The organism is Leisingera sp. ABD4_442 (genome assembly GCF_056160905.1).
Map to the genome: position 1 here is coordinate 66,484 of NZ_JBSWYB010000003.1, position 20,257 is coordinate 86,740.

A 20,257-nucleotide genomic window follows, 5' to 3' on the forward strand; every position below is an offset into this window, starting at 1 on the left:
TTCCCTGGGCGCAGGCTTTGGCAAGCCAAGCTAGGTGCGCCGCAGATACTCCACCATGACGCAAGCCGGATCGCTTTCGCGAAGCATCGTCTCTCCGGCCATGATCCAGTTGCTTGCCTGGAAGTCCGGGAAAAAGGCATCTGCGTCTTCGACGGTCAGGCTGACCTCAGTAACCAGCAGCCGGTCCGCCATGTCCAGCATCCCCCGGTAAATCCCCTCGCCGCCGATGCCATAAACACGCCGGTACCCTTGGGCATAGGCCTCCTGCACCGCCGCCTCAATTGAGGGCAGCACAATCTCTGCCGCTTGCGGGTTCGACGACACCACCAGGTTCAGCCGGTTTTTCAGCGGCTTCACCGGCAGGCTGTCCCAGGTGTTGCGGCCCATGATGATGGCCCCGCCCAGGGTCTCGCGCTGAAACGCCTTCAAATCTTCCGGCGCAAACCATGGAATATCATTATCCTTGCCAATGGCACCGTTGCGCGCCCGCGCAGCGATCAGGGTAATCATGCCTGTTGTCCTTGCTTCCTAAACCGCCACCGGCGCCTTGATCACCGGGTCAGGGTCGTAACTGAGGATCTCAAAATCCTCGAACTTGAAATCGAAAATCGAATTCACCTGCCGCTTGATCCGCAACTGCGGCAGCGGTTTCGGTTTGCGCGACAGCTGCAGCTGCACCTGCTCTACATGGTTCGAATAGATATGCGCATCGCCCATCGTATGCACGAAATCACCGGCCTCATAGCCGGTCACATGCGCCAGCATCGCCAGCAGCAGCGAATAGGAGGCAATATTGAACGGCACGCCCAGGAACATGTCCGCCGAGCGCTGATACAGCTGCAGATGCATCTTGCCGCCCGCCACCCGCACTTGCCACAGCGTGTGGCAGGGCGGCAGCGCCATGTCCGGCACGTCGCCCGGGTTCCAGGCCGAGACGATCAGGCGCCGGCTGTCAGGGCTCTTGCGGATCATCTCCACCAGATCCGCGATCTGATCGACACTTCCTGCGCGGTAGAGCGGCTCGTCGCCCAGGGTGCCCTCTGCCAGTTCCAGCTTAGGAAATTGGCGCCACTGGCGGCCATAGACCGGCCCCAGGTCACCGTTTTCATCCGCCCATTCGTCCCAGATCGAAACCCCGTTTTCCTTCAGGTAGCGGATATTGGTATCGCCGGACAGAAACCACAGCAGTTCATGGATGATCGAGCGCAGATGCAGCTTCTTGGTGGTCACCAAAGGAAACCCGTCAGCCAGGCAGTAGCGCGCCTGCATCCCGAAACAGCTAAGCGTGCCTGTGCCGGTCCTGTCTCCGGATGGTTCGCCATGATCCAGAATATGGCGTAGCTGATCCAAATACTGCTGCATGGATCTCTCCCCCTGGCCTGCTGCGGAAATTCACCCCCGGAATAGCGGCTGTGCTGTCAGGCGCCAAGAGGAAAAATCACCCCAGGGCCCTTCGCCATCATACTACATATGCGCAAACCTGCGCAAAACAAACCTATATGCAGGTATCCGATCCGCCACGGTTGCACGCAAAAGCCATCTGCTCAATTGACAACACCCCCGCGCCGGAGGAAGGTGGCGCAAAACGATAAAACATATTGAGGTAAAGGCAGATGAGGCGCTATTGGCTAGGGCTCGCGGTGGTCACCGCGCTGTCCGCATGCGGCGGGGGCAATCCCTTTGTTACCGAAGACGACACCGGCACGGACCCGGGCACCGATCCCGGAACCGATCCGGGAACGCCGATCACCCGCGACGGCATTCCTCCAGGAACCCCGTCCCCGACGCCCGATCAGGCCATTTTCCGATCCGAGCCGACAGAGGCGGACGGCGGCGAGCGCGGCGACGGCTTTGCGTCCAATATCTCCTACAATTCCGACGACGACACCTTCTCGGTCGACAATCTCGGTTTTGATGGCGACAACACTTATGCCCGCGGCACCGCCGTCAGCAGCCTCGGCCCCTTCGCGGTCTACGAGGCGGACGCGCAATTCCCGGACATTGTTGACGGTGAAATCATCAATCAGTTTACTCACCGCGCGATCTATGGTGTCAGCACCTCTGGCAACAGCCAATTCGCCATTGTCCGCACCGGTGCTTATGTCGACTATGGCTTTGGCGGCTTTGTCTACCAGCGCGACAACAGCGTTACCCTGCCGGACAGCGGCCAGGCCGTCTATAACGGCACCCTGGCCGGAGTGCGCGATTTCAAAGGCTCCGGCGGCCTGGAGTACACCACCGGCGACATCCGGATCGCCATCGATTTTGACGACTTCAACGACACCACCGGAACCCGCGGCGATGCAATTTCGGGCCGGATCAGCAACCGCTTGATCTTCGACACCGACGGCACCCATATCACCAATGATGTCCTGAACCGCATCAATACGGAAAACGGGCTGAGCCTCACCGAAATCCCGACCCTGACTTTCGATGTCGGCCCCGGAAACCTGGATGACAATGGTGAAATCCTCGGCACGCTGAACAGCTACTACCCCGACGACGACGGCAACTTGCAGGTCTATGAGAGCGGCAATTACTACGCCCTGGTCTCGGGTGACAATGCTGAGGAAATCACAGGTATTGTTGTTGTGACAAACACTCTGGATCCGGCAGGCACCGAAGTGCGCGAGACCGGCGGTTTCATCGTTTACAACAACGAATGACGTCCGATGCGCGCTTCGCTTAATGGCTGGCGCAAGAGCTTTCTGGCGGCGTTGCTGATGGCAGTGCCGCCGCTGGCTCTGGCGGCTGCTTCCGGCCAGGAAACCGCAACCCCCGCAGAAGTCCGCACCGCTGCCGCCGCAGCGCTCAAACAGGGCCACAGCGGGATTGCCTACAAATTCTCCGAGGCGCTGTTGCAGCGCGACCCGCAGGACCGTACGGCCCTGCTGATCAAGTCGCGTTCGGCCCGCTCCCTGGGCAATTTCCGCGACGCGCGGCTTTCGGCGCGGCAAGCCTGGAAACTGGCGCAGAACGACAGCCAGAAGTACGCTGCCTCGATGGTGATGGCGCAGGCGCTGTCTTCCGGCGGGCAAAAGACGCTGGCGAAATTCTGGCTGCGCCGGGCCGTCCAGCACGCCCCCAACAAGCATCTGGAGCGGGTTGCCATCCGCGATTTCCGCTATGTCCGCGCGGCCAGCCCCTGGCTGCACCGGTTTTCCTTTTCGGTTGCACCGGAATCCAACATCAACAACGGCTCTTCGGAACGGTCCTCCTTCCTGAATTACCAGCTGACAGAGGTGCTGCTGGGCGAACCCGTTGAATTCCAGCTTGGCGGCACCCAGCGGGCCCTGTCCGGCATCGAATATTCCTTCAGCTCCCGCTCCCGGTTCCGGTTCCGCGAGACCCCGACCCGCGCCCACGACCTGACCTTTGCCGCCGACCTGCGCACCTACACGCTGTCATCCGAGGCCAAGGCCCAGGCGCCCGACGCCAAGGGCAGCGACTTTTCCTATGTTTCCTACTCGCTGGGTTATGCGCACAAGGGTTTGAATTTTAACCGTTTGGGCGAACACCGCCTGTCCGGCCAGGCCGGGCAAAGCTGGTACGGCGGCGATGAATACACCCGTTTCCTGCGGCTGTCCGCCGCGCAAAGCTACAAGCTGGAAAATCAGCGCAGGGTCAGCGCCCGCCTATCCACGGAACGGCAGTTCGGCGTCAGGACCAGCGACCAGGACACCTGGCGCGGCGATCTGTCCTACAGCTTCAAACTGGGCTCTGGCGCCACGCTCTGGAGCGGCCTCACCCTGGCGCAGGCCACCGCCAGCGCCGCCTCCGACGAGTTTTCCGAGGCCGGCCTTAGCACCCAGTTCACCCTGGCCAAACCGGTGCTTGGTGCAACGGTGCTGTTCGGCCTCTCTGCCCGCGACCGCGACTACGATGTCTCGCGCCACAGCCCCGACGGCCGGCACGACCGCCGTTACAGCGCCGATATCTCGCTCCTGTTCCGGGACATCGACTATTACGGTTTCAACCCGACCCTGCGCCTGTCCGCTTCAAAGAATGACAGCAACATCGGCTTGTATGAATCCAACCGCTTCGGGCTGAATTTCGGCATTCAATCGGCTTTCTGATGCCGCTTGCTCGACATCCCCTGCGGGCACGGTAGGCTGGCGCGGAAACGGACAAGCAAAGGAATCGCCGATGCCGCTCACATATCTGCACACGATGGTCCGGGTGAAGGATCTGGAAAAATCCATGGCGTTCTACAAGCTTTTGGGCCTGCAGGAGACCCGCCGTTGGGACAATGAGCAGGGCCGCTTCAGCCTGATCTTCTTGGCGCCCCCGGGCCAGGAAGACGCCCCGATCGAGCTGACCTATAACTGGGACGGCGACGAGGGGCTGCCCAGCGACAGCCGCCACTTCGGGCATCTCGCCTATGGCGTGGATGATATCTATGCCGCCTGCCAGCACCTGATGGACAATGGCGTCACCATCAACCGGCCGCCGCGCGACGGGCGCATGGCTTTTGTGCGCTCGCCCGACAATGTCTCGATCGAGCTGTTGCAAAACGGCAATGCCCTGCCCCCGGCAGAACCCTGGGTCAGCATGGAAAACACCGGCAGCTGGTAATCCCATCCCTGCTGGCCGCGCGCAATCAGGGCGCGTGCCTGTGTCCTTGTAGTTTTCACAGGCCTGTGGTCCACGCTCAGGCCTGTGGTGCTCGCTCAGGCCGCCTGTGCCGCCTGTGCCGCCTGTGCCGCCTGTGCCGCTAAGGCAACCACCGAAGCCCGGCCACCGCACCCCCACCCGCTTCCGGGTTTCAGCCGCCGCAGGGCGCCGACAGCGCATTTGCCCGGCCCAACTGCAGAAACGCCAAAACCGGCCTGGCACCCCTTGGTGCCGCCGGTGGCTGGGCGAACGGCCCGCAACATATATGCCGCACGCTTCGCGCCTGCAGGAGTCCCCTGCCTCAGGACGCTGATCCGCCGCCGGGCGCGGTCAGCCGGCAGCAAGGGCGGCCACTTCTGCGGCCCTCTGCCGTGGCCCTGGTTTCCGGGTCCCGGCGCTTTGCCCTTCAATACGGTCAGAGCACGGTTTCCCCTCACGCCCTGTCTTTCGGCCTGCCGGCGTTCACCGGCCCAATGCGGCCTTTGCCTGCCGGGAATCCCCGGCCCGGCCTGTCAGTAAATGTAGCGGATCTGATCCGACCAGTACCGTTCCATCCGCTTCAGCGCGGTGGTGATCTCGTCGATGCCCTGGGAGGAGATCACATCCTTGCCTTCCAGCCCTTCGGCATGGCGGGAAAACAGCGCTGACACAATATCGCGGATCTCGCGGCCGCGCTGGGTCAGCCGGACCCGGACCGAGCGGCGGTCGATCTCACAGCGCTGATGGTGCATATAGCCCATCTCGACCAGTTTTTTCAGGTTATAGCTGACATTGCTGCCCTGATAGTAGCCGCGGGTCTTCAGTTCCCCGGCGGTCACTTCATTGTCACCGATGTTAAACAGCAGCAGTGCCTGGACCGCATTGATCTCCAGCACGCCGACACGTTCGAACTCATCCTTGATGACGTCCAGCAGCAGACGGTGAAGGCGCTCAAGCAGACCCAGCGCCTCCAGGTAGCCAGTCATGAATCCCTTGCGGTCAGTCTGGCCGATTGGCATTTCCATACTCATTCGCATCTCCGACTCGAATTTGCTCTTGAGGCAAGATGCCAACAATTCCCGAAAAATCAGTTAAGCCGGGATTTTATTATTTTTGGTAGGTTTGCGCTATGTCGCCGACCAGTGCACGGAACCGCTCCTGCGGCTCCGCCTGGCCGGTCACCCACTGATACAGATCCTGGTCATTTTCATGCAGCAGCTGGTCATAAAGATCCAGCTGCGCATCATCCATCTGTGCCAGATTCTGCGATGCAAAAGCCGACAGCAGGATATCCATTTCCTTGATACCCCTGCGCATTGAGCGCATCTGCAGCCGTTTCAGCCGGGTGGCGCGGTCTTCCTGCATCCGATGCCCTCAGGCCGGTTCCGATGCCGGAGCGTCATTGACCTGAAGCAGGGTCCGCAGTTTCTTTTCCAGCCGCGCAGCCCGCTCAGCATTCTGGCGCATTTCGCTGCGTAAGTCACGCAACTCATTCAAAACACTTGTAAAGTCACCGGCTTCCAGTTCCAGCGGCGCCGGTTCCGACATGCCTTCACCTTCACCGGTCAGCAGCCAGGACATCGACACGTTCAAGACGCCGGCCAGCATGGTCAGCTTATTGGCGCGGGGTTCAGCCAGATCGCGCTCCCAGGCGCTAAGAGTGGATTTCTTGATCCCGAGCCGCCGTGCCAGCTGGCCCTGGGTCATTCCGGCAGCTTCGCGTGCAGCCGCGACACGGTCGCCGAAAGTTGCTGCATCCGGGCCGTACCAGTCTGTGTTCTGCTCACTCATGTCCGTTCTCCTAACTCAATTTGCCAATGCAGCTTGATCGCTGTTTGGCGTCACCCTATGACAGTTCCGCAGAACATACAAACCGGGGCACAGCCAATGTCTTTCCTGTCCGAGACCCTATCCCGCGTCAAACCGTCACCAACCATTGCGATGACGGCAAAAGCCGCCGAACTCAAGGCCGCCGGCCGCGACGTCATCGGACTCTCCGCCGGTGAGCCGGACTTTGACACGCCGCAGAACATCAAGGACGCGGCCGTCGCCGCCATCGCGGCAGGCAAGACCAAATACACCGCCCCCGATGGCATCCCCGAGCTGAAGCAAGCGGTCTGCGCCAAGATGAAGCGCGACCACGGGCTGGACTACACGCCCGCGCAGGTCTCCGTCGGCACCGGCGGCAAGCAAACGCTGTACAATGCGTTGATGGCGACTCTGAACGCCGGCGACGAGGTGGTGATCCCAGCGCCCTATTGGGTTTCCTACCCCGACATGGTGCTGCTGGCAGGCGGCACGCCGGTGATTGCGGAAACCTCGCTACAGACCAATTTTAAGCTGACTGCGGACCAGCTCGAGGCCGCGATCACACCCAAAACCAAATGGTTCATCTTCAACTCGCCCTCCAACCCCACCGGCGCGGGCTACAGCTGGGAAGAGCTGAAGGCGCTGACCGAGGTGCTGCTGCGCCACCCGCATGTCTGGGTGATGACCGACGACATGTATGAGCACCTGGCATATGACGGGTTCGAATTCTGCACCCCCGCCCAGGTCGAGCCGCAGCTTTACGAGCGCACCCTCACCTGCAATGGTGTGTCCAAAGCCTATGCAATGACCGGCTGGCGCATCGGTTACGCCGCAGGCCCGGAGAAGCTGATTGCTGCCATGCGCAAGGTGCAGTCGCAGTCCACCTCAAACCCCTGCTCGGTCAGCCAATGGGCCGCGGTTGAGGCCTTGAACGGCACGCAAGCCTTCCTCGCGCCCAACAACGAAAAGTTCGTGCGCCGCCGCAACCTGGTGGTTTCCATGCTGAACGAAATCGACGGTATCTCCTGCCCGGTGCCTGAGGGCGCATTCTATGTCTACCCCTCCATCGCCGGGCTGATCGGCAAGACCACGCCCGCGGGCAAGGTGATCGAAACAGACGAGGATTTCGCAACCGCGCTGCTGGAAGAGGCTGAAGTTGCAGTGGTCTTTGGCGCCGCATTCGGCTTGTCACCGAACTTCCGTGTCAGCTACGCTACCTCCGACGAGGCGCTGGAGACGGCCTGCAGCCGCATCCAGAAATTCTGCGCCGCTCTGACTTAAACGGGAGACAAGGCATGAGCGCCGAATTGCCGGACTATTATTTCCGCGTCCGTGAAAACGGCGCTTTTGTCTTCCGCGTCGATACCGAAAACCGCCAGCGGCGGATCGAGATGGACCAGATCGCCGTGGTGAACATCCGCAACGGCGAGATCAAGCCGCACGGCCAGCGCGAGCTGTCTGCCCAGGACATTTCCGAGATCAAATCCTGGATGGAAAGCCGCGCCGCCATTCTGGCCGCGCGCGACATTGACGACATCCACCGTGCCATCGACCATTTGAACCTGACTGCCCAATGGGCCAACAGCCGCGCCACCGATGAACAGCTGGAAGAAGTCACCGACGCGCTGCTGCTCGCCATGCACGACCTGCGCGGGGTGCTGGTGCGCCGAAAGGCCGACCGGCTGATGAAGGATCGGAGCGGCACCTAACCTGCCAGCCAGCAGGAAACGTCAGCCGCAGAACTGCGACCGCACTTTGTAGGCCCTGAAAACGGTATCCGGCAACGCCTCAACCGGCTCCGGCTGCTGCCGCGGCAGAAGCGGGCTGCCCAGCACAAACCGGTTGCGCTGCCATTGCTGCTCTGCTGTTCCGCGGATCGGATCCCTCAGGCCAAGGCGCCATTGCAGATGCAGGCTGCCCCGGTCCTTTGCCTCCCCGCCTAGGCCGAACAGCCCTTGGCCAGGCCGCGGATCCAGCGGCCCTGGCTCCGGCACGTCCAAACGCGCGGTCTGGCAGATGGACTGCGTTTTCAACCCTGCCAGCCAGCTGCGGCCAGGGCGGGGCTGGCGCAGAGTCACGATATGGCCCGCCTTCCCTCCCAGACCGCGGACTGCAAATTCCAACGGCTCTGGCAATTCGAAATACTGCGTGTCAGGCCCGAACAGCGCCTCTTCCCCCCGCCATTCCGCTCCGCCGGCAAAGCGCAGCACAAAACGGCCCGGCGGCACCAGCACCTTGAAGAAGGCCCCGCCCTCGATATAGGCGGCCAGCGCATCCTCCCCGCCCGCTTCCGTCTTGAGCACCAGGAAATAATCTGCGCCCGGCGGGCTTTTGACTTGCAGCGGAAAGACTGCAGGCAACCCGGTGCGGTTCCACATCAGCCCCGCCCGCGGCCCGGCCGTGCCGGTTTCCGCCTGCAAACCTCCGGCCAGCAAACAGGCCGCAACCGCGTACAGCATCAGCTGCCGCAACACAGCGGGAATCCGTAGTTCGGGCATTGAGTCCGGCATGGCTGGTGCCTCCCTCCCGCCTATATGGGGGCTGAGACGCGTTTACATAAGCCGGCTCAGGGTTACGTCTGGTCTAAACAACTATAGGCTGATTAATGACCCATTAACACAATCGAATTACCACTTCGAATGTACTGCCATCCGGCAGCCCGGCGGCCGCTTTGACGGCACGCGCCGCAGCACGTCTCACTTTGATTACCAGTTACAACAGGATGCCCCATGCAACACCCCTTTCTGACCTATGCCGGGACCGCCATTGCAGCCCTGCTCACCGGCACTACCGCCTATGCGGTTGACGCGGGCCCGGTCGGCGATGATGTCATCGCAGCGCAGCGTTCGGCCCTTGCCGCCAGCACCAAGGGCGCAGGGTTCGGCCCGCAGTCGCCGCGCGACATCGACGCCGCCGCAGGCGCAAACAGCCGCAGCTTTGAGACCGCCCCCGCCTATACCGCAATGAACCTGTGCAACATCCACTTCCACGAAAACGCCGAACACCGCGGCGGCGAATTCACCACCTACGCCGGCAATGGCGACGGCAAGGGCTATGGCACCGGTTACAAATACGACGGCACCCTGACCGCGGCAGAGCTGGCCCCGCTGGAGCATCCCATCGCCGACAAGGGCCATGGCGGCCTGCAGCCCGGCGACACGATCGAGGTCCACTACGTCCACTCCACCGCCCAGGTGCAGCCCGGCCCGACCCTGGGCGCCTGCCTCAGCGAGGCGATCATGAACCCGCAACTGCGGGTCGAGGCGCAAGTCTTTGTGCTGGTCAACGATGAAAACGCGCTTGATTTCGGCGAGCTGGCGCAGCTTGGAATGGCAGACGGGCTGCATCAGGCCGCCAATATTCCCAGCGACACCGGCACCCCGGTGCAATATGCCGGCTCCACCACCGGCCCCAGCTATAACGAGGCCGGTTCCCCCCTGCAGGTCAGCTGGAGCGTCCGCCCGCAGGTGGCCAAGGTGAACATCCACTCGGTCGGCAAATGGCTGGAGAACAACGTCTTTGACGAGGACCACGCCCACGGCGTGCGCAACCTGGTGAGCAATCCAAGTCTGCTGTCGCAAATCGGCAATTGACCCGAACGGCCGTGCCGGTGCTGCAGCGCCGGCCGCCTGTCCTGCGGCTGTCCCCCCTCGCAGGCCAGGCAAAGGGCTTCACGCTGCCCGCGTGAAGCCCTTGCTTGCTGCAAACGGTCAGGAAGCCTTGGCGCCTGCTGCGTCCTTCATGGCGTCGACACCCTTCTTCCACAGGTTACCCTGCCACAGCTCCTCCAGCCCGGTTTCCCCGCTGGCCCCCTTGGTGGTCAGATAGTCATAGTAGGAGGTCGGCTTGTGCCCGGTGATGTTGTAGAAATCCGGGCTGCAGCGGGTGTAGAAACCGTTGGTCAGATATTCGAAGAATTCGGCGCGGGTGGCGCCAAAATCCGCCTCGAACTGCTCCATCGACTGCGCCCGGTATTCAATCTCCTTGCCCATGGCACAGCCGAGGTCGGCAGCGATCTCCGCCATCGACTGCGGCGCCGGGCCGGTGATGTCATAAAACTTGTTGCCGTGCCGCTCCGGCCCTTCCGCCAGCACCACGGCCGCCGCCTCGGCAATGTCGCGGGTGGCCACGAAGGAATTGCGCATGTCCCCCAAGGGGTTCGAGAACCAGCCTTCGGCCTCAATGGTTTCGCAGTCGGTCTTCAGCAGGTGGTTCATGAAAAAGTTGTTGCGCAGCGCGGTCACGTTCAGGCCTGCATCAATCAGCGCCTTCTCGCCCCACCAGTAGTGCTGCAGCATCAGCGGAATGCCTGCGCCTGCGCGCGAGGCATGGGTGTCCGCATCATAATCCGCGGTATTAGTATCCGCTCCCATGCAGCTCACGCGCACCACATGTTTGATCTGGTCTTTGCGCGCGCCCAGCTCCTTGCAGAAGTTCAGGTGCCCTTCCAGCATCGGGTCCAGCGAGGCGGAGTAGACAGCCGAAACACCCTCCAGCGCTGCCTCCCAGGTGGCCGGTTCCGACAGGTCGAACTTCACCACTTCATCGGCACCCAGCGACGTCAGCATCTCCACCTTGGACTCGCTGAAGTAACAGGCCCGCACGGTGAATTCACCGGCCTCTGCCAGGCGTGCGACCAGTTCGCGGCCAATGCGGCCGGTGGCCGATGTGATCAGAACAACGGGTTTGGACATAGGAAAGCCTCCGGCTGCCGCGTGCCACCCCAAAGCAGCCCGCGTATGATTTGCAAATCTGCGCGGACCCTACAGCGGCACCCCTCTGCTGTACCCCCGAAACCCGACGCAAAATGCCACGGTTTCGCCAGAGGCCCCGGTCACTCGGCGATGTCTTCCGCCCACAGTTCCGGCTTTTCGCGGATGAACCGCTCCATCAGCGCGATGCAATCCGGGTCCTCTGCAATCACCACTTCAACGCCGCGCGACCGCAGGAAATCCTCGTTGCCGCCAAAGTTCTGCGTGTCGCCGATCACCACCCGGGGAATGCCGAACTGCACGATGGTGCCGCTGCACATCATGCAGGGCGACAGCGAGGTATAAAGCACGGTGTCCCGGTATGTCTTCTGCCGCCCGGCCTTGCGCAGCGCGTCCATCTCGCCATGGGCAATCGGATCGCCCTTCTGAACCCGCTGATTGCGCCCCTGCGCCACCACCTGGCCGTCCCGCGCCAGAACTGAGCCGATCGGGCAGCCGCCCTCGTCAAACCCCGCCCTGGCTTCGTCATAGGCTATCCGCAGCAGGCGCCTGTCGTCGTCGGTCATCATCGGGAACGGCCTCTTTGCTGAATGAATACAAACTCTTCAGAAACTCTGCCCGGGGCTGCGCAAGCGGTCAAGCCGCGCGCATCACGCGGCCTGCCCCACCAGCTTGATCGACTGCCGCCAGAAACGCAGCATCAGGAACAGCCCGGCAACCGACAGGCCGGCCACCAGCCCCGCCCAGACGCCAACACCGTCCCAGCCCAGCACGAACCCCATCACATATGAAGCCGGAATGCCCACCGCCCAATAACTCAGCACCGCGATCACCATCGGCACGCCGGTGTCCTGCACCCCGCGCAGCAGACCCAGCGCAATCGCCTGCATCCCGTCCATCATCTGAAACAGCGCCGCCGCCGCCAACAGGCCTGCACCGATCAGCAGGATCTCTGCCTTGCGCGGATCCTCCGGGTCCAGGAACAGCGACATCAGCGGGTCGGGAATGGTCAGGAACAACGTGATCCCCGCCACCGAAACCGCCAGCGACATCGCCGTCACCACCTTGCCGCCGCGCGCCATATGCGCCCGGTCCTCACGGCCAAAAGCATTGCCCACCCGGACGGTGGCCGCATTGGACAGGCCCAGATGCACCATGAACGTCAGCCCCGCCAGCGAGATCGCAATGCCGTGGGCGGCCAGCGGCACCGTGCCCAGCCAGCCCATCATCATCGCAGAGGCCGCAAACAGGCTGGTCTCGGCCAGCGTCGTGAGGCCAATCGGCGCCCCCATGCGGAACACCTTGCCCAGCATCTCCCAGTCGGGGCGCTGGAAGTTCTTCAGCAGCTCATGCTCCGGCAGCACCTTCAGCGCATAGGCCAGCACCAGCGCGAACGACACGCCATTGGTCACCAAAGAGGCCACCGCCGCCCCGGTGATCCCCAGCTCCGGCGCCCCCCAGTTGCCGAAGATCAGCGCATAGTTCACTAGCGCATTCAGCACCGCCGCCAGCACCGACATCCACAGCACCACCTGGGTATGCTCCAGCGCCGCCAGATAGGATTTTGCCACCATGTACAAAAGCGCCGGGAAAATCGCCCAGCCGGCAATCTTGAGGTACTCCGCCGCATCATGCGCGACCCCCGCCTCCTGCCCCAGAAACAGCAGGATCGGCTCCGACCACCACAACAGCGGCACTGCCAGCGCGCCGTAAAGCAGCGACAGCCACAGCCCCATGCGGGTCGAGCGGCGGATCTGCCGCTCCTCCCCGGCCCCGGCAGCGGCCGCCACCATCGGCATCACCGCAAAGGCAAAACCAGACCCCAACAGGAAGATCGAGAAGAAATAGGTCGAGCCCAGCGTCACCGCCGCCAGCTCCTCCACCCCGTACCAGCCCAGCATGACAGTATCGGTGAGGCCAATGGCAAACTGCGCCACATGGCCGCCGATCAGCGGCAGCCCCAGAACGGCAATTGCGCGGGCATGCCCGCCGACGGACATGCCTTGCGTTTTGGTCGCTAACATACTCATACAGCCAGCCATATGACGGCCCGCATCCCCCCGCAAGGGCAGAGTTCCCTTGCCAGCGCACAAGGCAATGGTGGTATTCTGCACAAGGACCACCCCCATGCAGGAGCCCCTTGATGCCCGACGCCTTTGCCCAGCTGATCCCCGATGCCCGCCAGTTTCTCGCCGGGCTTCAGCAGAACAACAGCCGGGAGTGGTTCAACGATCACAAGGACCAGTACGAGGCGCAGCTGAAAGCCCCGGCGCTCCTGCTGCTGGACGAGATCGCGCAGGCGATCTCCAAGCGCAGCGGCGCGGAGGTCACGACAAAACTGTTCCGCCCCCAGCGCGATGTGCGGTTCTCCAAGGACAAGACCCCCTACAACACCCATCTGCACATGATGTGGACGGTAAACGGCGCCGGCTGCGCGCTGTTCTTCGGCATCGCCCCCGATTACTGCACCGCCGGCGGCGGCATCATGGGCTTCTCACCGCAGCAAATCACCCGCTGGCGCGAAGCTTTGGACGGTGAATGGGGGGATGAGGCCTCAGCGCTCCTTGGCGTGCTGGCGCTCGGCGGCTTTCCCGCCAAGGAGCCCGAGCTGAAACGCGTCCCCGCGCCCTTTGGCAAAGCGCACCCCCACGGCCCCCAATTGCGCCGCAAGTCGCTGACCCTGTGGCACGAGATGACGGAGCAGGAGCAAGCCGCCCCGATGGCAGCGCTGATGTCGGCGCATCTGACCCTTTCGCCGCTGTTTGCGATGCTGGATGATGCCCTGTCCGGGTAACGCTCCATTGTAGGTAAACTGTTCGCTATGCATCATGCCCCAGAGAGAAGACGAATAACTATCTTTAACAGCATCAGGCTGGCGGCCACCGCAATTATTCCACCGCAGACAATCGCAACCATTTGCGCGAACAAACGAAACTCACTCCAAATGCTTGGATGATATCCCGTGAGTGCGATAAGCAGCTTCCGCAACCCCAAAGCACATACTCCTTTGCTGGATGCATCTATTTTGGCGTCAGGCCACACCAAACAAAAAACCGTTTCCACAGCCAAAACACTGGGAAAAGGAAAATTACTGCCAAGTAGCTTTCTTTGTGAGAATCTCCAGGTATCACTGCCGAGGCGAGTGCCGTCCCGCCGATAGCGACCACGACTGTCAGCACTAACAGTAGAAAGACGCCGAACACGATGAGCAGTGACTTTGAATTCAATCAATGCCTCCTGGTTAGCTTGAAAGATGCAGCAAAACCCAGCCCCCCTGGCCCAGCTCACCCGGAACCGGGCGTCACCGGAAGAGAACCCAGTTCATCAATCCACGAACGGGGTTGAGCCGTCCCACGCCGCATTGTTCTTCACCGGCGCCCCCGTCGGCGCTGGAGGTGCAGACGGCGCGCTCACCACGTAATTCTGCCCAATACCTGCAGCGTCCAGGCTGTTCCCGCCGGATGCACAAGTGCCGGAAAAAATCTTGTATTGCGGAGCAGATGGCAAAACGGAAACTCTGAAATCCGCAACCGGGGCATTGCCGCACATCTGGCTGGCTTGCGCCCTGATCTCCTGGGCGGTCCAATCAGCGCCTGCACTGCCGCTGAACCGGCCATTCCCGTCATTGTCAAATTGCAGCTCATTGCTGGTCGGCACGCCGCCGCAAGCTGCAAGCAGCCCACAAAGGGCAAGACACTGAATGGGTTTTGAAAATCTCAAGATCATGAAATGCTCTCTTTCTATCTTTTTTGCAAAATCCAACCGGCAAATGGGTTGCGCCCTGGCCGGACATCCCCAGCAATTCCAACAGCTTGCCTGTGGCTGACTAATACATCACTTTTATCACTTCGGCACATCCTGAACTGAGCCGACCGCAAAGGCAAACGGTAAACCAATCAGCTTCAAAACGCTGCCTCTCCCCTGCCGCACTGCCCCGCCCTTCTCACAAAGCCCGCAGCATGATCTGGCTGGCCAGCACCGCCACAACGACGCCGGCAAGGATCTCCAGCACCGCCGCCGCCCGCAATGCGCCGGTGCCTTCCATCTGCGCCAGCGCGCCCTTGCGCATGGTCACCGCCGCGGCCGCCACAGCCACCGTCACCGTGGCAGTCCCGGCCCCCATGGCAAAGGCCCCGGCGATCCCGGCCCACAAGACGCCCATGCGCCAGGTCAGCAGCAGCAGGAACACCGCGCCGGTGCAGGGCCGCAACGCCACCGCGCCGACAATCGCCAGCGCATCGCGCAGCGAGCGGGCATTGGCGGCCTCCTCCATCGTCGGCCCATGCCGGTGCCCGCAGGAGGCGCAGACCCCATCATCATGATCGTGATGATGATCATGGCCGTGCCCATGGTGATGGTGCCCGGCATGAGCTGCGGTTTGAACGGTACGGCTCGCCAGCAACCGCCGCAGGCCGCGCACCAGCAGCCATACGCCCACCAGCGCAATCAGCCCGTAGGACACCGGCGCCAGCACATCCTCTGCCGCGCTGGTCAGCTGCTCGCGGCCCCAGTCCAGCAGCAACAGGCCGCCCGCAACCAGCAGGACCGCTGTAGCCGCCTGCGCCAGAGAGGACGCCAGCGCCAGCCCCGCCAGCCGCAACAGCGGCACCGGCTTGCCCATGCCATAGCCGCCAATGACCAGCTTGCCATGACCCGGCCCGGCGGCATGAAAAAACCCGTAGGCAAAGCACAGGGACAAAAGCGCCACTAGCGCGCCAGGCTCCCCCGCACGTAAGGCGCGCAAGCCCCGCGCCATCGCGTTCTGCGCCTCGCGCTGACCTTCTGCTGCCCACAGGGACACTGCTCCGGCACCGCCAAAGCCCCAGAGCCACACGGCCAAGGCGGCCACGCCCAGCGCTGCTATTGTTAATAGAATCTTCACCTTACACGCCGCAACTCAAGCGAACGGTATCGGCAAAGGCCTCCCCAACCTCCGGATAGGCCTCCTCTGCCTGCTCCGCCGGCATCGCATAGAGCAGCTCTTCCACCAGGGTATAGGCCTGGTCCAGATTGGGCGGAGTGATGCTGCCCTGACAGCCGCCGCTGACCTCCAGCCCCTGGTTCACCGTATAGGCGGTGTAATAGGTCGGATCATAGGCCTTGATCACCACGCCGTCCGCGGCCTGCGGCTGTGTCAGAACCCGCCGGTGTCGGGTGGTGATCCGCCCGTCCTTCACCTTGGTCGACAGATGCTCCGGCGCACCCAGGCTCAGCGCCTCGCCCGCCAGCGTCAGATAGGTATCGCCCTGAAACCCCTCGCTCCAGGCCAGATCGAACCCCTGCAGCTGCGTCAGTTCTTCCGCCGTCAGGCTGCCGTCAAAATCACTGTCCAGCCCCCGGTCCTCAAAGATCAGCAACGAATAGAACTCATCATAGGCCCAGGTGATCTCCACCGCCTGCAGCTGTCCGTCGTCCGAGACCACCAGCTTCATCCCGGTGTCGACAAAGATATGCGGATGCGCCACGGCGCCTTGCGGGGCCAGCAGCGCGAGCGTCAGCAAAGGAACAAGATGATTCATGCCAAAAGACCTACGCCCCGTTGCACGGCGCCGCAAGCGCGAGACCGCACGCCGGCAAGGATCAGCGCGTCCGTGTTTCAGGATGCAGCGCCTTGCCCAGGATGTGATCGGACTGGTGGATCACATGATGCGCCTGGCCGACAATCAGCGGATCCGGTGCCCGCGCGATCTCCGGATCCTTGCCCGGATAGTCCAGCGAGGCCAGGAAATGCCGCATGCAGTTCAGCCGCGCGCGCTTCTTGCAGTTCGACTTGATCACCGTCCAGGGCGCGTCCGCGGTATCGGTGTAAAAGAACATCGCCTCCTTGGCCTCGGTGTAGTCATCCCATTTGCCAAGCGAGGCCTTGTCGATCGGCGACAGCTTCCACTGTTTCAGCGGATCGGTCTCGCGCGAGACAAACCGCCGCTTCTGCTCTTTCTGAGTGACCGAGAACCAGTATTTGTACAGCCTTATGCCGGAGCGCACCAGCATCCGCTCAAACTCTGGCGCCTGGCGCATGAATTCCAGGTACTCATTGGGTTCGCAGAAACTCATCACCCGCTCCACACCCGCCCGGTTGTACCAGGACCGGTCATAGAACACGATCTCGCCGCTGGTCGGCAGATGCCGCACGTAGCGCTGGAAATACCATTGCCCGCGCTCCTCGTCCGAGGGCTTGTTCAACGCCACCACCCGGGCCGACCGCGGGTTCAGGTGCTCGGTGAACCGCTTAATGGTGCCGCCCTTGCCCGCCGCATCGCGGCCCTCGAACAGCATCACGAATTTCCCGCCGGTCTCCTGCGCCCACAGCTGCACCTTCAAGAGCTCCGCCTGCAGCCGCGCCTTCTCCGCCTCATAGGCCTTGCGGGCCATCTTCTTGGGGTACGGGTACTCACCGCTCTCAAACGCCCGGCGGATGTCCTCGGCACTGGGTCCACGGGCCTCCCCGGCGGTTTTTGCAGGCATCTGCGCTGCGGCGCTGTTCACGATCTTATCTGCTGCGGCGTCCATCAAAATCTCCTTCTTTCAATCTGCGCCGCAACCATACAGGCCCCGCCTCCGCCCCGCGCTGACCTGCATCAAAAGATACGCCATTCGCGCACCAAAAAGACGGCCCAACGGGCCGCCTGCTTCTTTCTGGTCTCAAATACTCCGGGATGAGGCCCAAAGGGGCCGAGGGGCAGCGCCCCTATTTATGCCCCCAATCGTCCGGGTTCTCCGAATTGTTCGGGCTCAGCCCCAGCACATCCCCCTTAGTGGAGCATCCCAGCCCCAGCACCGTCCGGTTGGCATAGGAGAAATAGGCCGTCACCTGATTAATCTCCAGGATCTCTCCATCGTCAAATCCAGCCTCCCGCAGCGCCGCAACATCTGCCTCCGTCACACTGGCGGGCGCCTCGGTCAGCTTGCGGGCATAACCCATCGCCAGGATCTGCGCGGGCTCCAGCGGCGCGGCCTGCGGCTCTCGCGCCTCGATCGCCGCCCGCACCGCCAGACCGCGCGCCTCGTCGCCCAAGAGCCGCTGCAGCCCGGCAAAGTGATGCTCGACGCAATAGGCACAGTCATTCAAGGACGAAACCCAGACTCCCAGCACCTCCAGGAACCACTTGGGGATCTTGTTGCCGGTGTGGTGCAGCACATTCTTGTAGAGCGCCATATGGCCTTCCATCGAATGCGGCCGCAGCGAATGCACCATCATGATGTTGTCGACATTGCCCCCTGGCCCGGTCACCCGCTCATAGAGCTTTTTCAGCTTGCCGGTTGCCTCTTCAAACGGAACCGTCCTGATCCAGGCCATGTCTCTCTCCCTGATTGTTTGCCCGGCAGAGTAGCGGCTTCTGCTCAGGCGGGAAGATGGAACCGAACGTCACAGATGCTCCACCTGGCAGCATCGCCGCCCCGCGCCTGTCTGCCCCCCCGGCAGGCGCGCTCCACGGTTCCGCTTGGCGCATTGTTGGTATCCCTCTCCCGCCGGATGCCAGGTATCCCGGTTCCGCACTGCGCCCGTCCAGGCAGGCGCGGGGCTCATCCTGCACCGGCGGCCTCCCGCGCTACCGCGGCAATCGCCGCCCGCACATCCGCTTCCCGGCTGCGGTGGTTAGTAATGGCGGCGCGCAGCATTACCCGGCCGCCAGCGCGGGTGGTCGAAAACACCGCCTCGCCGCTTTCCTGCAGGGTCTGGGCGATATGCGCGTTCACCTCTGACTGCGCGTCCGGCGCCAGATCGCTGCGCGCGGTGAATACACAGACATTCGACACCACCTGCGCCCCCAGTTCCATGCATGGCTGCGCCTCAACCTCTGCCGCCATAAACGCCGCCAGTTCGCAATTGCCGGTGATCGCCTCAGAGAACGCCGCCTCGCCATAGGTCTCCAGCGCCGTCCAGACCTTCAGCGCCCTGTTGCCGCGGCTCAGGTCAATGCCGTAATCGCAGAACCAAGGCTCGCCGCCCGCCAGCCCGCGCTCAGCCCCCTCCAGATAGGCGGGCCGCGCCGCAAAAGCCGCCCGGTGCTCGTCTTCATTCCTGAGCAGCGCCATGCCGCAGTCATAGCCGACATACATCCACTTGTGGAAATCCAGCGCAATACTGTCGGCCCGCCCGATCCCGTCGGACAAGGACCGGTAAGGCTCCGCCGCAATCCGCGTCCAGGCGCCAAAGGCCCCGTCCACATGCAGCCACAGCCCCAAATCCGCCGCCGCATCCGCCAGGGCATTCAGGTCGTCAAACAGCCCCAGATCCACAGTGCCCGCATTGCCGACCACCAAAAATGGCACCGCGCCCGCGGCCTTGTCCTCTGCCACCATCCGGGCCAAGGCCGCGCAGTCCAGCTTGCCCTCTGTCAGTGGCACCTTGCGCAAGTTGTCGGAACCGATGCCCAGAAGCTCCACCGCCTTCAGTGTCGCATTGTGCACACCTTCACCCGCATAGGCGGTCAGCCGCACTGCACCCTGCCCGGATTTGCGCAGGTTCTTCATCACCCGCAGCCGCGCCGCCTGAAAGGCAATCACCGTCGCCTGCGAGGTGCCAGTGACCAGAATCCCGCTGGCGCTCTCCGGCATCCCCATCCTGGTCCGCGTCCAACCCACCACCGCGCGTTCCATATAGTTCGCGCCGTGATCGCGCCCGCCCATATTGGCGTTGACGGCAGCAACCGCCAGAGAGCTGATCAGGTCCGAGGCCAGCCCCGAGCCCTGCACCCAGCCCCAGAACCGCGGATGGATATTGCCGCCATGATAGGGCAGCACATCGGCGATGATCCGGTCCACGGTCTCCTGCGGCCCGCGCGCCTCCGCCGTCACCGCATAGCGCGCATCAATATCCTCCGGCACCGGCTGCCACGGCCTCTCCGCAGCCTCTTGCATCTGGTCCAGCGCCGCATCCAGCATCCGCTGCGCCTCCGCCCGAAACGCCGTCCAGTCCTGCGTCCTGATCCCCTTCTCAGCCACCGCGCGCCCTCCTCCTGCCTGCCGCTGCTGGAGGTTTAGCCCGCAAATGCTGCACCTGCACGGAGAATATCGCCGCAGCCTGATTACCGGAACTTACCTTCGATGGAGTGAAAACTCTCCCGGCCTGGACCCTCCCTGTGCTGCTAGCCCCGCCTTATCCACAGCCCCTTGCGCCCCTCTTCCACCCGGCCCCAACA

Annotated in this window: 23 protein-coding genes; 7 read left to right on the forward strand and 16 right to left on the reverse strand. The window is 62.8% G+C overall.

Going from position 1 to position 20,257, the window contains the following annotated elements; all coding sequences use genetic code 11:
- Positions 1 to 30: 30 nt before the first annotated feature.
- Together ACXAHG_RS04025 and ACXAHG_RS04030 are read right to left on the reverse strand one after the other, a co-directional pair.
- A complete protein-coding gene (locus tag ACXAHG_RS04025; protein WP_475042460.1) occupies positions 31 to 510 on the reverse strand; it encodes a dihydrofolate reductase in 480 nt (159 codons plus the stop codon).
- A gap of 18 nt (positions 511 to 528) precedes the next feature.
- On the reverse strand, positions 529 to 1,362 hold the full coding sequence (locus tag ACXAHG_RS04030; protein WP_475042459.1) for a thymidylate synthase: 834 nt from the start codon (positions 1,360 to 1,362) through the stop codon (positions 529 to 531).
- 251 nt (positions 1,363 to 1,613) lie between these two features.
- Here ACXAHG_RS04030 and ACXAHG_RS04035 point away from each other — a divergent pair, with 251 nt between their 5' ends.
- The 3 genes from ACXAHG_RS04035 (at position 1,614) to ACXAHG_RS04045 (ending at position 4,575) form a co-directional block, all read left to right on the forward strand.
- On the forward strand, positions 1,614 to 2,666 hold the full coding sequence (locus ACXAHG_RS04035; RefSeq protein ID WP_475042457.1) for a hypothetical protein: 1,053 nt from the start codon (positions 1,614 to 1,616) through the stop codon (positions 2,664 to 2,666).
- Positions 2,667 to 2,672: 6 nt separating this feature from the next.
- Positions 2,673 to 4,076, forward strand: coding sequence for a surface lipoprotein assembly modifier (locus ACXAHG_RS04040; RefSeq protein ID WP_475055985.1), 1,404 nt, complete (start codon positions 2,673 to 2,675; stop codon positions 4,074 to 4,076).
- 70 nt (positions 4,077 to 4,146) lie between these two features.
- On the forward strand, positions 4,147 to 4,575 hold the full coding sequence (locus tag ACXAHG_RS04045) for a VOC family protein (RefSeq protein ID WP_475042454.1): 429 nt from the start codon (positions 4,147 to 4,149) through the stop codon (positions 4,573 to 4,575).
- A gap of 551 nt (positions 4,576 to 5,126) precedes the next feature.
- On the opposite strand, the gene ACXAHG_RS04050 is transcribed toward ACXAHG_RS04045, so the two are convergent.
- The 3 genes from ACXAHG_RS04050 to ACXAHG_RS04060 all read right to left on the reverse strand — a co-directional run bounded on the left by ACXAHG_RS04050 (position 5,127) and on the right by ACXAHG_RS04060 (position 6,384).
- On the reverse strand, positions 5,127 to 5,624 hold the full coding sequence (locus ACXAHG_RS04050; protein WP_475042452.1) for a MarR family winged helix-turn-helix transcriptional regulator: 498 nt from the start codon (positions 5,622 to 5,624) through the stop codon (positions 5,127 to 5,129).
- A 76-nt stretch (positions 5,625 to 5,700) separates the two neighbouring features.
- A complete protein-coding gene (locus ACXAHG_RS04055; protein WP_475042450.1) occupies positions 5,701 to 5,958 on the reverse strand; it encodes a succinate dehydrogenase assembly factor 2 in 258 nt (85 codons plus the stop codon).
- A gap of 9 nt (positions 5,959 to 5,967) precedes the next feature.
- Positions 5,968 to 6,384 (reverse strand): helix-turn-helix domain-containing protein, encoded by a 417-nt coding sequence (locus ACXAHG_RS04060; RefSeq protein ID WP_475042448.1) that lies wholly within the window; start codon positions 6,382 to 6,384, stop codon positions 5,968 to 5,970.
- 96 nt (positions 6,385 to 6,480) lie between these two features.
- On the opposite strand from ACXAHG_RS04060, the gene ACXAHG_RS04065 reads away from it, so the two are divergent.
- Both ACXAHG_RS04065 and ACXAHG_RS04070 read left to right on the forward strand, forming a co-directional pair.
- On the forward strand, positions 6,481 to 7,683 hold the full coding sequence (locus ACXAHG_RS04065; protein WP_475042447.1) for a pyridoxal phosphate-dependent aminotransferase: 1,203 nt from the start codon (positions 6,481 to 6,483) through the stop codon (positions 7,681 to 7,683).
- A gap of 14 nt (positions 7,684 to 7,697) precedes the next feature.
- Entirely contained in the window at positions 7,698 to 8,111 is a 414-nt protein-coding gene (locus tag ACXAHG_RS04070; RefSeq protein WP_475055987.1) for a hypothetical protein, read from the forward strand.
- 21 nt (positions 8,112 to 8,132) lie between these two features.
- On the opposite strand, the gene ACXAHG_RS04075 is transcribed toward ACXAHG_RS04070, so the two are convergent.
- Positions 8,133 to 8,861, reverse strand: coding sequence for a hypothetical protein (locus tag ACXAHG_RS04075; protein WP_475055989.1), 729 nt, complete (start codon positions 8,859 to 8,861; stop codon positions 8,133 to 8,135).
- Between the two features lie 270 nt (positions 8,862 to 9,131).
- On the opposite strand from ACXAHG_RS04075, the gene ACXAHG_RS04080 reads away from it, so the two are divergent.
- Positions 9,132 to 9,995, forward strand: a complete 864-nt coding sequence (locus ACXAHG_RS04080) for a delta-class carbonic anhydrase (protein WP_475055991.1) — start codon at positions 9,132 to 9,134, stop codon at positions 9,993 to 9,995.
- A gap of 117 nt (positions 9,996 to 10,112) precedes the next feature.
- On the opposite strand, the gene ACXAHG_RS04085 is transcribed toward ACXAHG_RS04080, so the two are convergent.
- The 3 genes from ACXAHG_RS04085 to ACXAHG_RS04095 all read right to left on the reverse strand — a co-directional run bounded on the left by ACXAHG_RS04085 (position 10,113) and on the right by ACXAHG_RS04095 (position 13,144).
- On the reverse strand, positions 10,113 to 11,096 hold the full coding sequence (locus ACXAHG_RS04085) for an NAD(P)H-binding protein (protein WP_475055992.1): 984 nt from the start codon (positions 11,094 to 11,096) through the stop codon (positions 10,113 to 10,115).
- Positions 11,097 to 11,236: 140 nt separating this feature from the next.
- Complete coding sequence (locus tag ACXAHG_RS04090) at positions 11,237 to 11,680, reverse strand: nucleoside deaminase (RefSeq protein ID WP_475055994.1); 444 nt, start codon at positions 11,678 to 11,680, stop codon at positions 11,237 to 11,239.
- A gap of 84 nt (positions 11,681 to 11,764) precedes the next feature.
- Positions 11,765 to 13,144, reverse strand: coding sequence for an MATE family efflux transporter (locus ACXAHG_RS04095; RefSeq protein WP_475055995.1), 1,380 nt, complete (start codon positions 13,142 to 13,144; stop codon positions 11,765 to 11,767).
- A gap of 113 nt (positions 13,145 to 13,257) precedes the next feature.
- On the opposite strand from ACXAHG_RS04095, the gene ACXAHG_RS04100 reads away from it, so the two are divergent.
- Complete coding sequence (locus ACXAHG_RS04100; RefSeq protein ID WP_475055997.1) at positions 13,258 to 13,908, forward strand: TIGR02453 family protein; 651 nt, start codon at positions 13,258 to 13,260, stop codon at positions 13,906 to 13,908.
- 32 nt (positions 13,909 to 13,940) lie between these two features.
- On the opposite strand, the gene ACXAHG_RS04105 is transcribed toward ACXAHG_RS04100, so the two are convergent.
- The 7 genes from ACXAHG_RS04105 to ACXAHG_RS04135 form a co-directional block, all read right to left on the reverse strand.
- On the reverse strand, positions 13,941 to 14,345 hold the full coding sequence (locus ACXAHG_RS04105; protein ID WP_475055999.1) for a hypothetical protein: 405 nt from the start codon (positions 14,343 to 14,345) through the stop codon (positions 13,941 to 13,943).
- A gap of 93 nt (positions 14,346 to 14,438) precedes the next feature.
- Positions 14,439 to 14,840, reverse strand: a complete 402-nt coding sequence (locus ACXAHG_RS04110; protein WP_475056001.1) for a hypothetical protein — start codon at positions 14,838 to 14,840, stop codon at positions 14,439 to 14,441.
- Positions 14,841 to 15,057: 217 nt separating this feature from the next.
- Positions 15,058 to 15,996 carry a nickel/cobalt transporter gene (locus ACXAHG_RS04115; protein ID WP_475056002.1) on the reverse strand — a complete coding sequence of 313 codons (939 nt, stop codon included), beginning with the start codon at positions 15,994 to 15,996 and terminating at the stop codon, positions 15,058 to 15,060.
- 1 nt (position 15,997) lies between these two features.
- A complete protein-coding gene (locus tag ACXAHG_RS04120) occupies positions 15,998 to 16,633 on the reverse strand; it encodes a DUF1007 family protein (protein ID WP_475056004.1) in 636 nt (211 codons plus the stop codon).
- A 61-nt stretch (positions 16,634 to 16,694) separates the two neighbouring features.
- Positions 16,695 to 17,579, reverse strand: coding sequence for a polyphosphate kinase 2 (gene ppk2, locus ACXAHG_RS04125; RefSeq protein ID WP_475056154.1), 885 nt, complete (start codon positions 17,577 to 17,579; stop codon positions 16,695 to 16,697).
- A 223-nt stretch (positions 17,580 to 17,802) separates the two neighbouring features.
- Positions 17,803 to 18,411 carry a carboxymuconolactone decarboxylase family protein gene (locus ACXAHG_RS04130; RefSeq protein WP_475056006.1) on the reverse strand — a complete coding sequence of 203 codons (609 nt, stop codon included), beginning with the start codon at positions 18,409 to 18,411 and terminating at the stop codon, positions 17,803 to 17,805.
- A 227-nt stretch (positions 18,412 to 18,638) separates the two neighbouring features.
- Positions 18,639 to 20,060 (reverse strand): pyridoxal phosphate-dependent decarboxylase family protein, encoded by a 1,422-nt coding sequence (locus tag ACXAHG_RS04135; RefSeq protein ID WP_475056008.1) that lies wholly within the window; start codon positions 20,058 to 20,060, stop codon positions 18,639 to 18,641.
- Between the last annotated feature and the right edge of the window lie 197 nt (positions 20,061 to 20,257).

What these genes read in the sequence shown, in the direction of transcription:
- ACXAHG_RS04025 (WP_475042460.1), bottom strand. Translation starts at nt 510, where the DNA reads ATGATTACCCTGATCGCTGCGCGGGCGCGCAACGGTGCCATTGGCAAG.
- ACXAHG_RS04030 (WP_475042459.1), bottom strand. Translation starts at nt 1,362, where the DNA reads ATGCAGCAGTATTTGGATCAGCTACGCCATATTCTGGATCATGGCGAA.
- ACXAHG_RS04035 (WP_475042457.1), top strand. Translation starts at nt 1,614, where the DNA reads ATGAGGCGCTATTGGCTAGGGCTCGCGGTGGTCACCGCGCTGTCCGCA.
- ACXAHG_RS04040 (WP_475055985.1), top strand. Translation starts at nt 2,673, where the DNA reads ATGCGCGCTTCGCTTAATGGCTGGCGCAAGAGCTTTCTGGCGGCGTTG.
- ACXAHG_RS04045 (WP_475042454.1), top strand. Translation starts at nt 4,147, where the DNA reads ATGCCGCTCACATATCTGCACACGATGGTCCGGGTGAAGGATCTGGAA.
- ACXAHG_RS04050 (WP_475042452.1), bottom strand. Translation starts at nt 5,624, where the DNA reads ATGAGTATGGAAATGCCAATCGGCCAGACTGACCGCAAGGGATTCATG.
- ACXAHG_RS04055 (WP_475042450.1), bottom strand. Translation starts at nt 5,958, where the DNA reads ATGCAGGAAGACCGCGCCACCCGGCTGAAACGGCTGCAGATGCGCTCA.
- ACXAHG_RS04060 (WP_475042448.1), bottom strand. Translation starts at nt 6,384, where the DNA reads ATGAGTGAGCAGAACACAGACTGGTACGGCCCGGATGCAGCAACTTTC.
- ACXAHG_RS04065 (WP_475042447.1), top strand. Translation starts at nt 6,481, where the DNA reads ATGTCTTTCCTGTCCGAGACCCTATCCCGCGTCAAACCGTCACCAACC.
- ACXAHG_RS04070 (WP_475055987.1), top strand. Translation starts at nt 7,698, where the DNA reads ATGAGCGCCGAATTGCCGGACTATTATTTCCGCGTCCGTGAAAACGGC.
- ACXAHG_RS04075 (WP_475055989.1), bottom strand. Translation starts at nt 8,861, where the DNA reads ATGCTGTACGCGGTTGCGGCCTGTTTGCTGGCCGGAGGTTTGCAGGCG.
- ACXAHG_RS04080 (WP_475055991.1), top strand. Translation starts at nt 9,132, where the DNA reads ATGCAACACCCCTTTCTGACCTATGCCGGGACCGCCATTGCAGCCCTG.
- ACXAHG_RS04085 (WP_475055992.1), bottom strand. Translation starts at nt 11,096, where the DNA reads ATGTCCAAACCCGTTGTTCTGATCACATCGGCCACCGGCCGCATTGGC.
- ACXAHG_RS04090 (WP_475055994.1), bottom strand. Translation starts at nt 11,680, where the DNA reads ATGACCGACGACGACAGGCGCCTGCTGCGGATAGCCTATGACGAAGCC.
- ACXAHG_RS04095 (WP_475055995.1), bottom strand. Translation starts at nt 13,144, where the DNA reads ATGAGTATGTTAGCGACCAAAACGCAAGGCATGTCCGTCGGCGGGCAT.
- ACXAHG_RS04100 (WP_475055997.1), top strand. Translation starts at nt 13,258, where the DNA reads ATGCCCGACGCCTTTGCCCAGCTGATCCCCGATGCCCGCCAGTTTCTC.
- ACXAHG_RS04110 (WP_475056001.1), bottom strand. Translation starts at nt 14,840, where the DNA reads ATGATCTTGAGATTTTCAAAACCCATTCAGTGTCTTGCCCTTTGTGGG.
- ACXAHG_RS04120 (WP_475056004.1), bottom strand. Translation starts at nt 16,633, where the DNA reads ATGAATCATCTTGTTCCTTTGCTGACGCTCGCGCTGCTGGCCCCGCAA.
- ppk2 (WP_475056154.1), bottom strand. Translation starts at nt 17,579, where the DNA reads ATGCCTGCAAAAACCGCCGGGGAGGCCCGTGGACCCAGTGCCGAGGAC.
- ACXAHG_RS04130 (WP_475056006.1), bottom strand. Translation starts at nt 18,411, where the DNA reads ATGGCCTGGATCAGGACGGTTCCGTTTGAAGAGGCAACCGGCAAGCTG.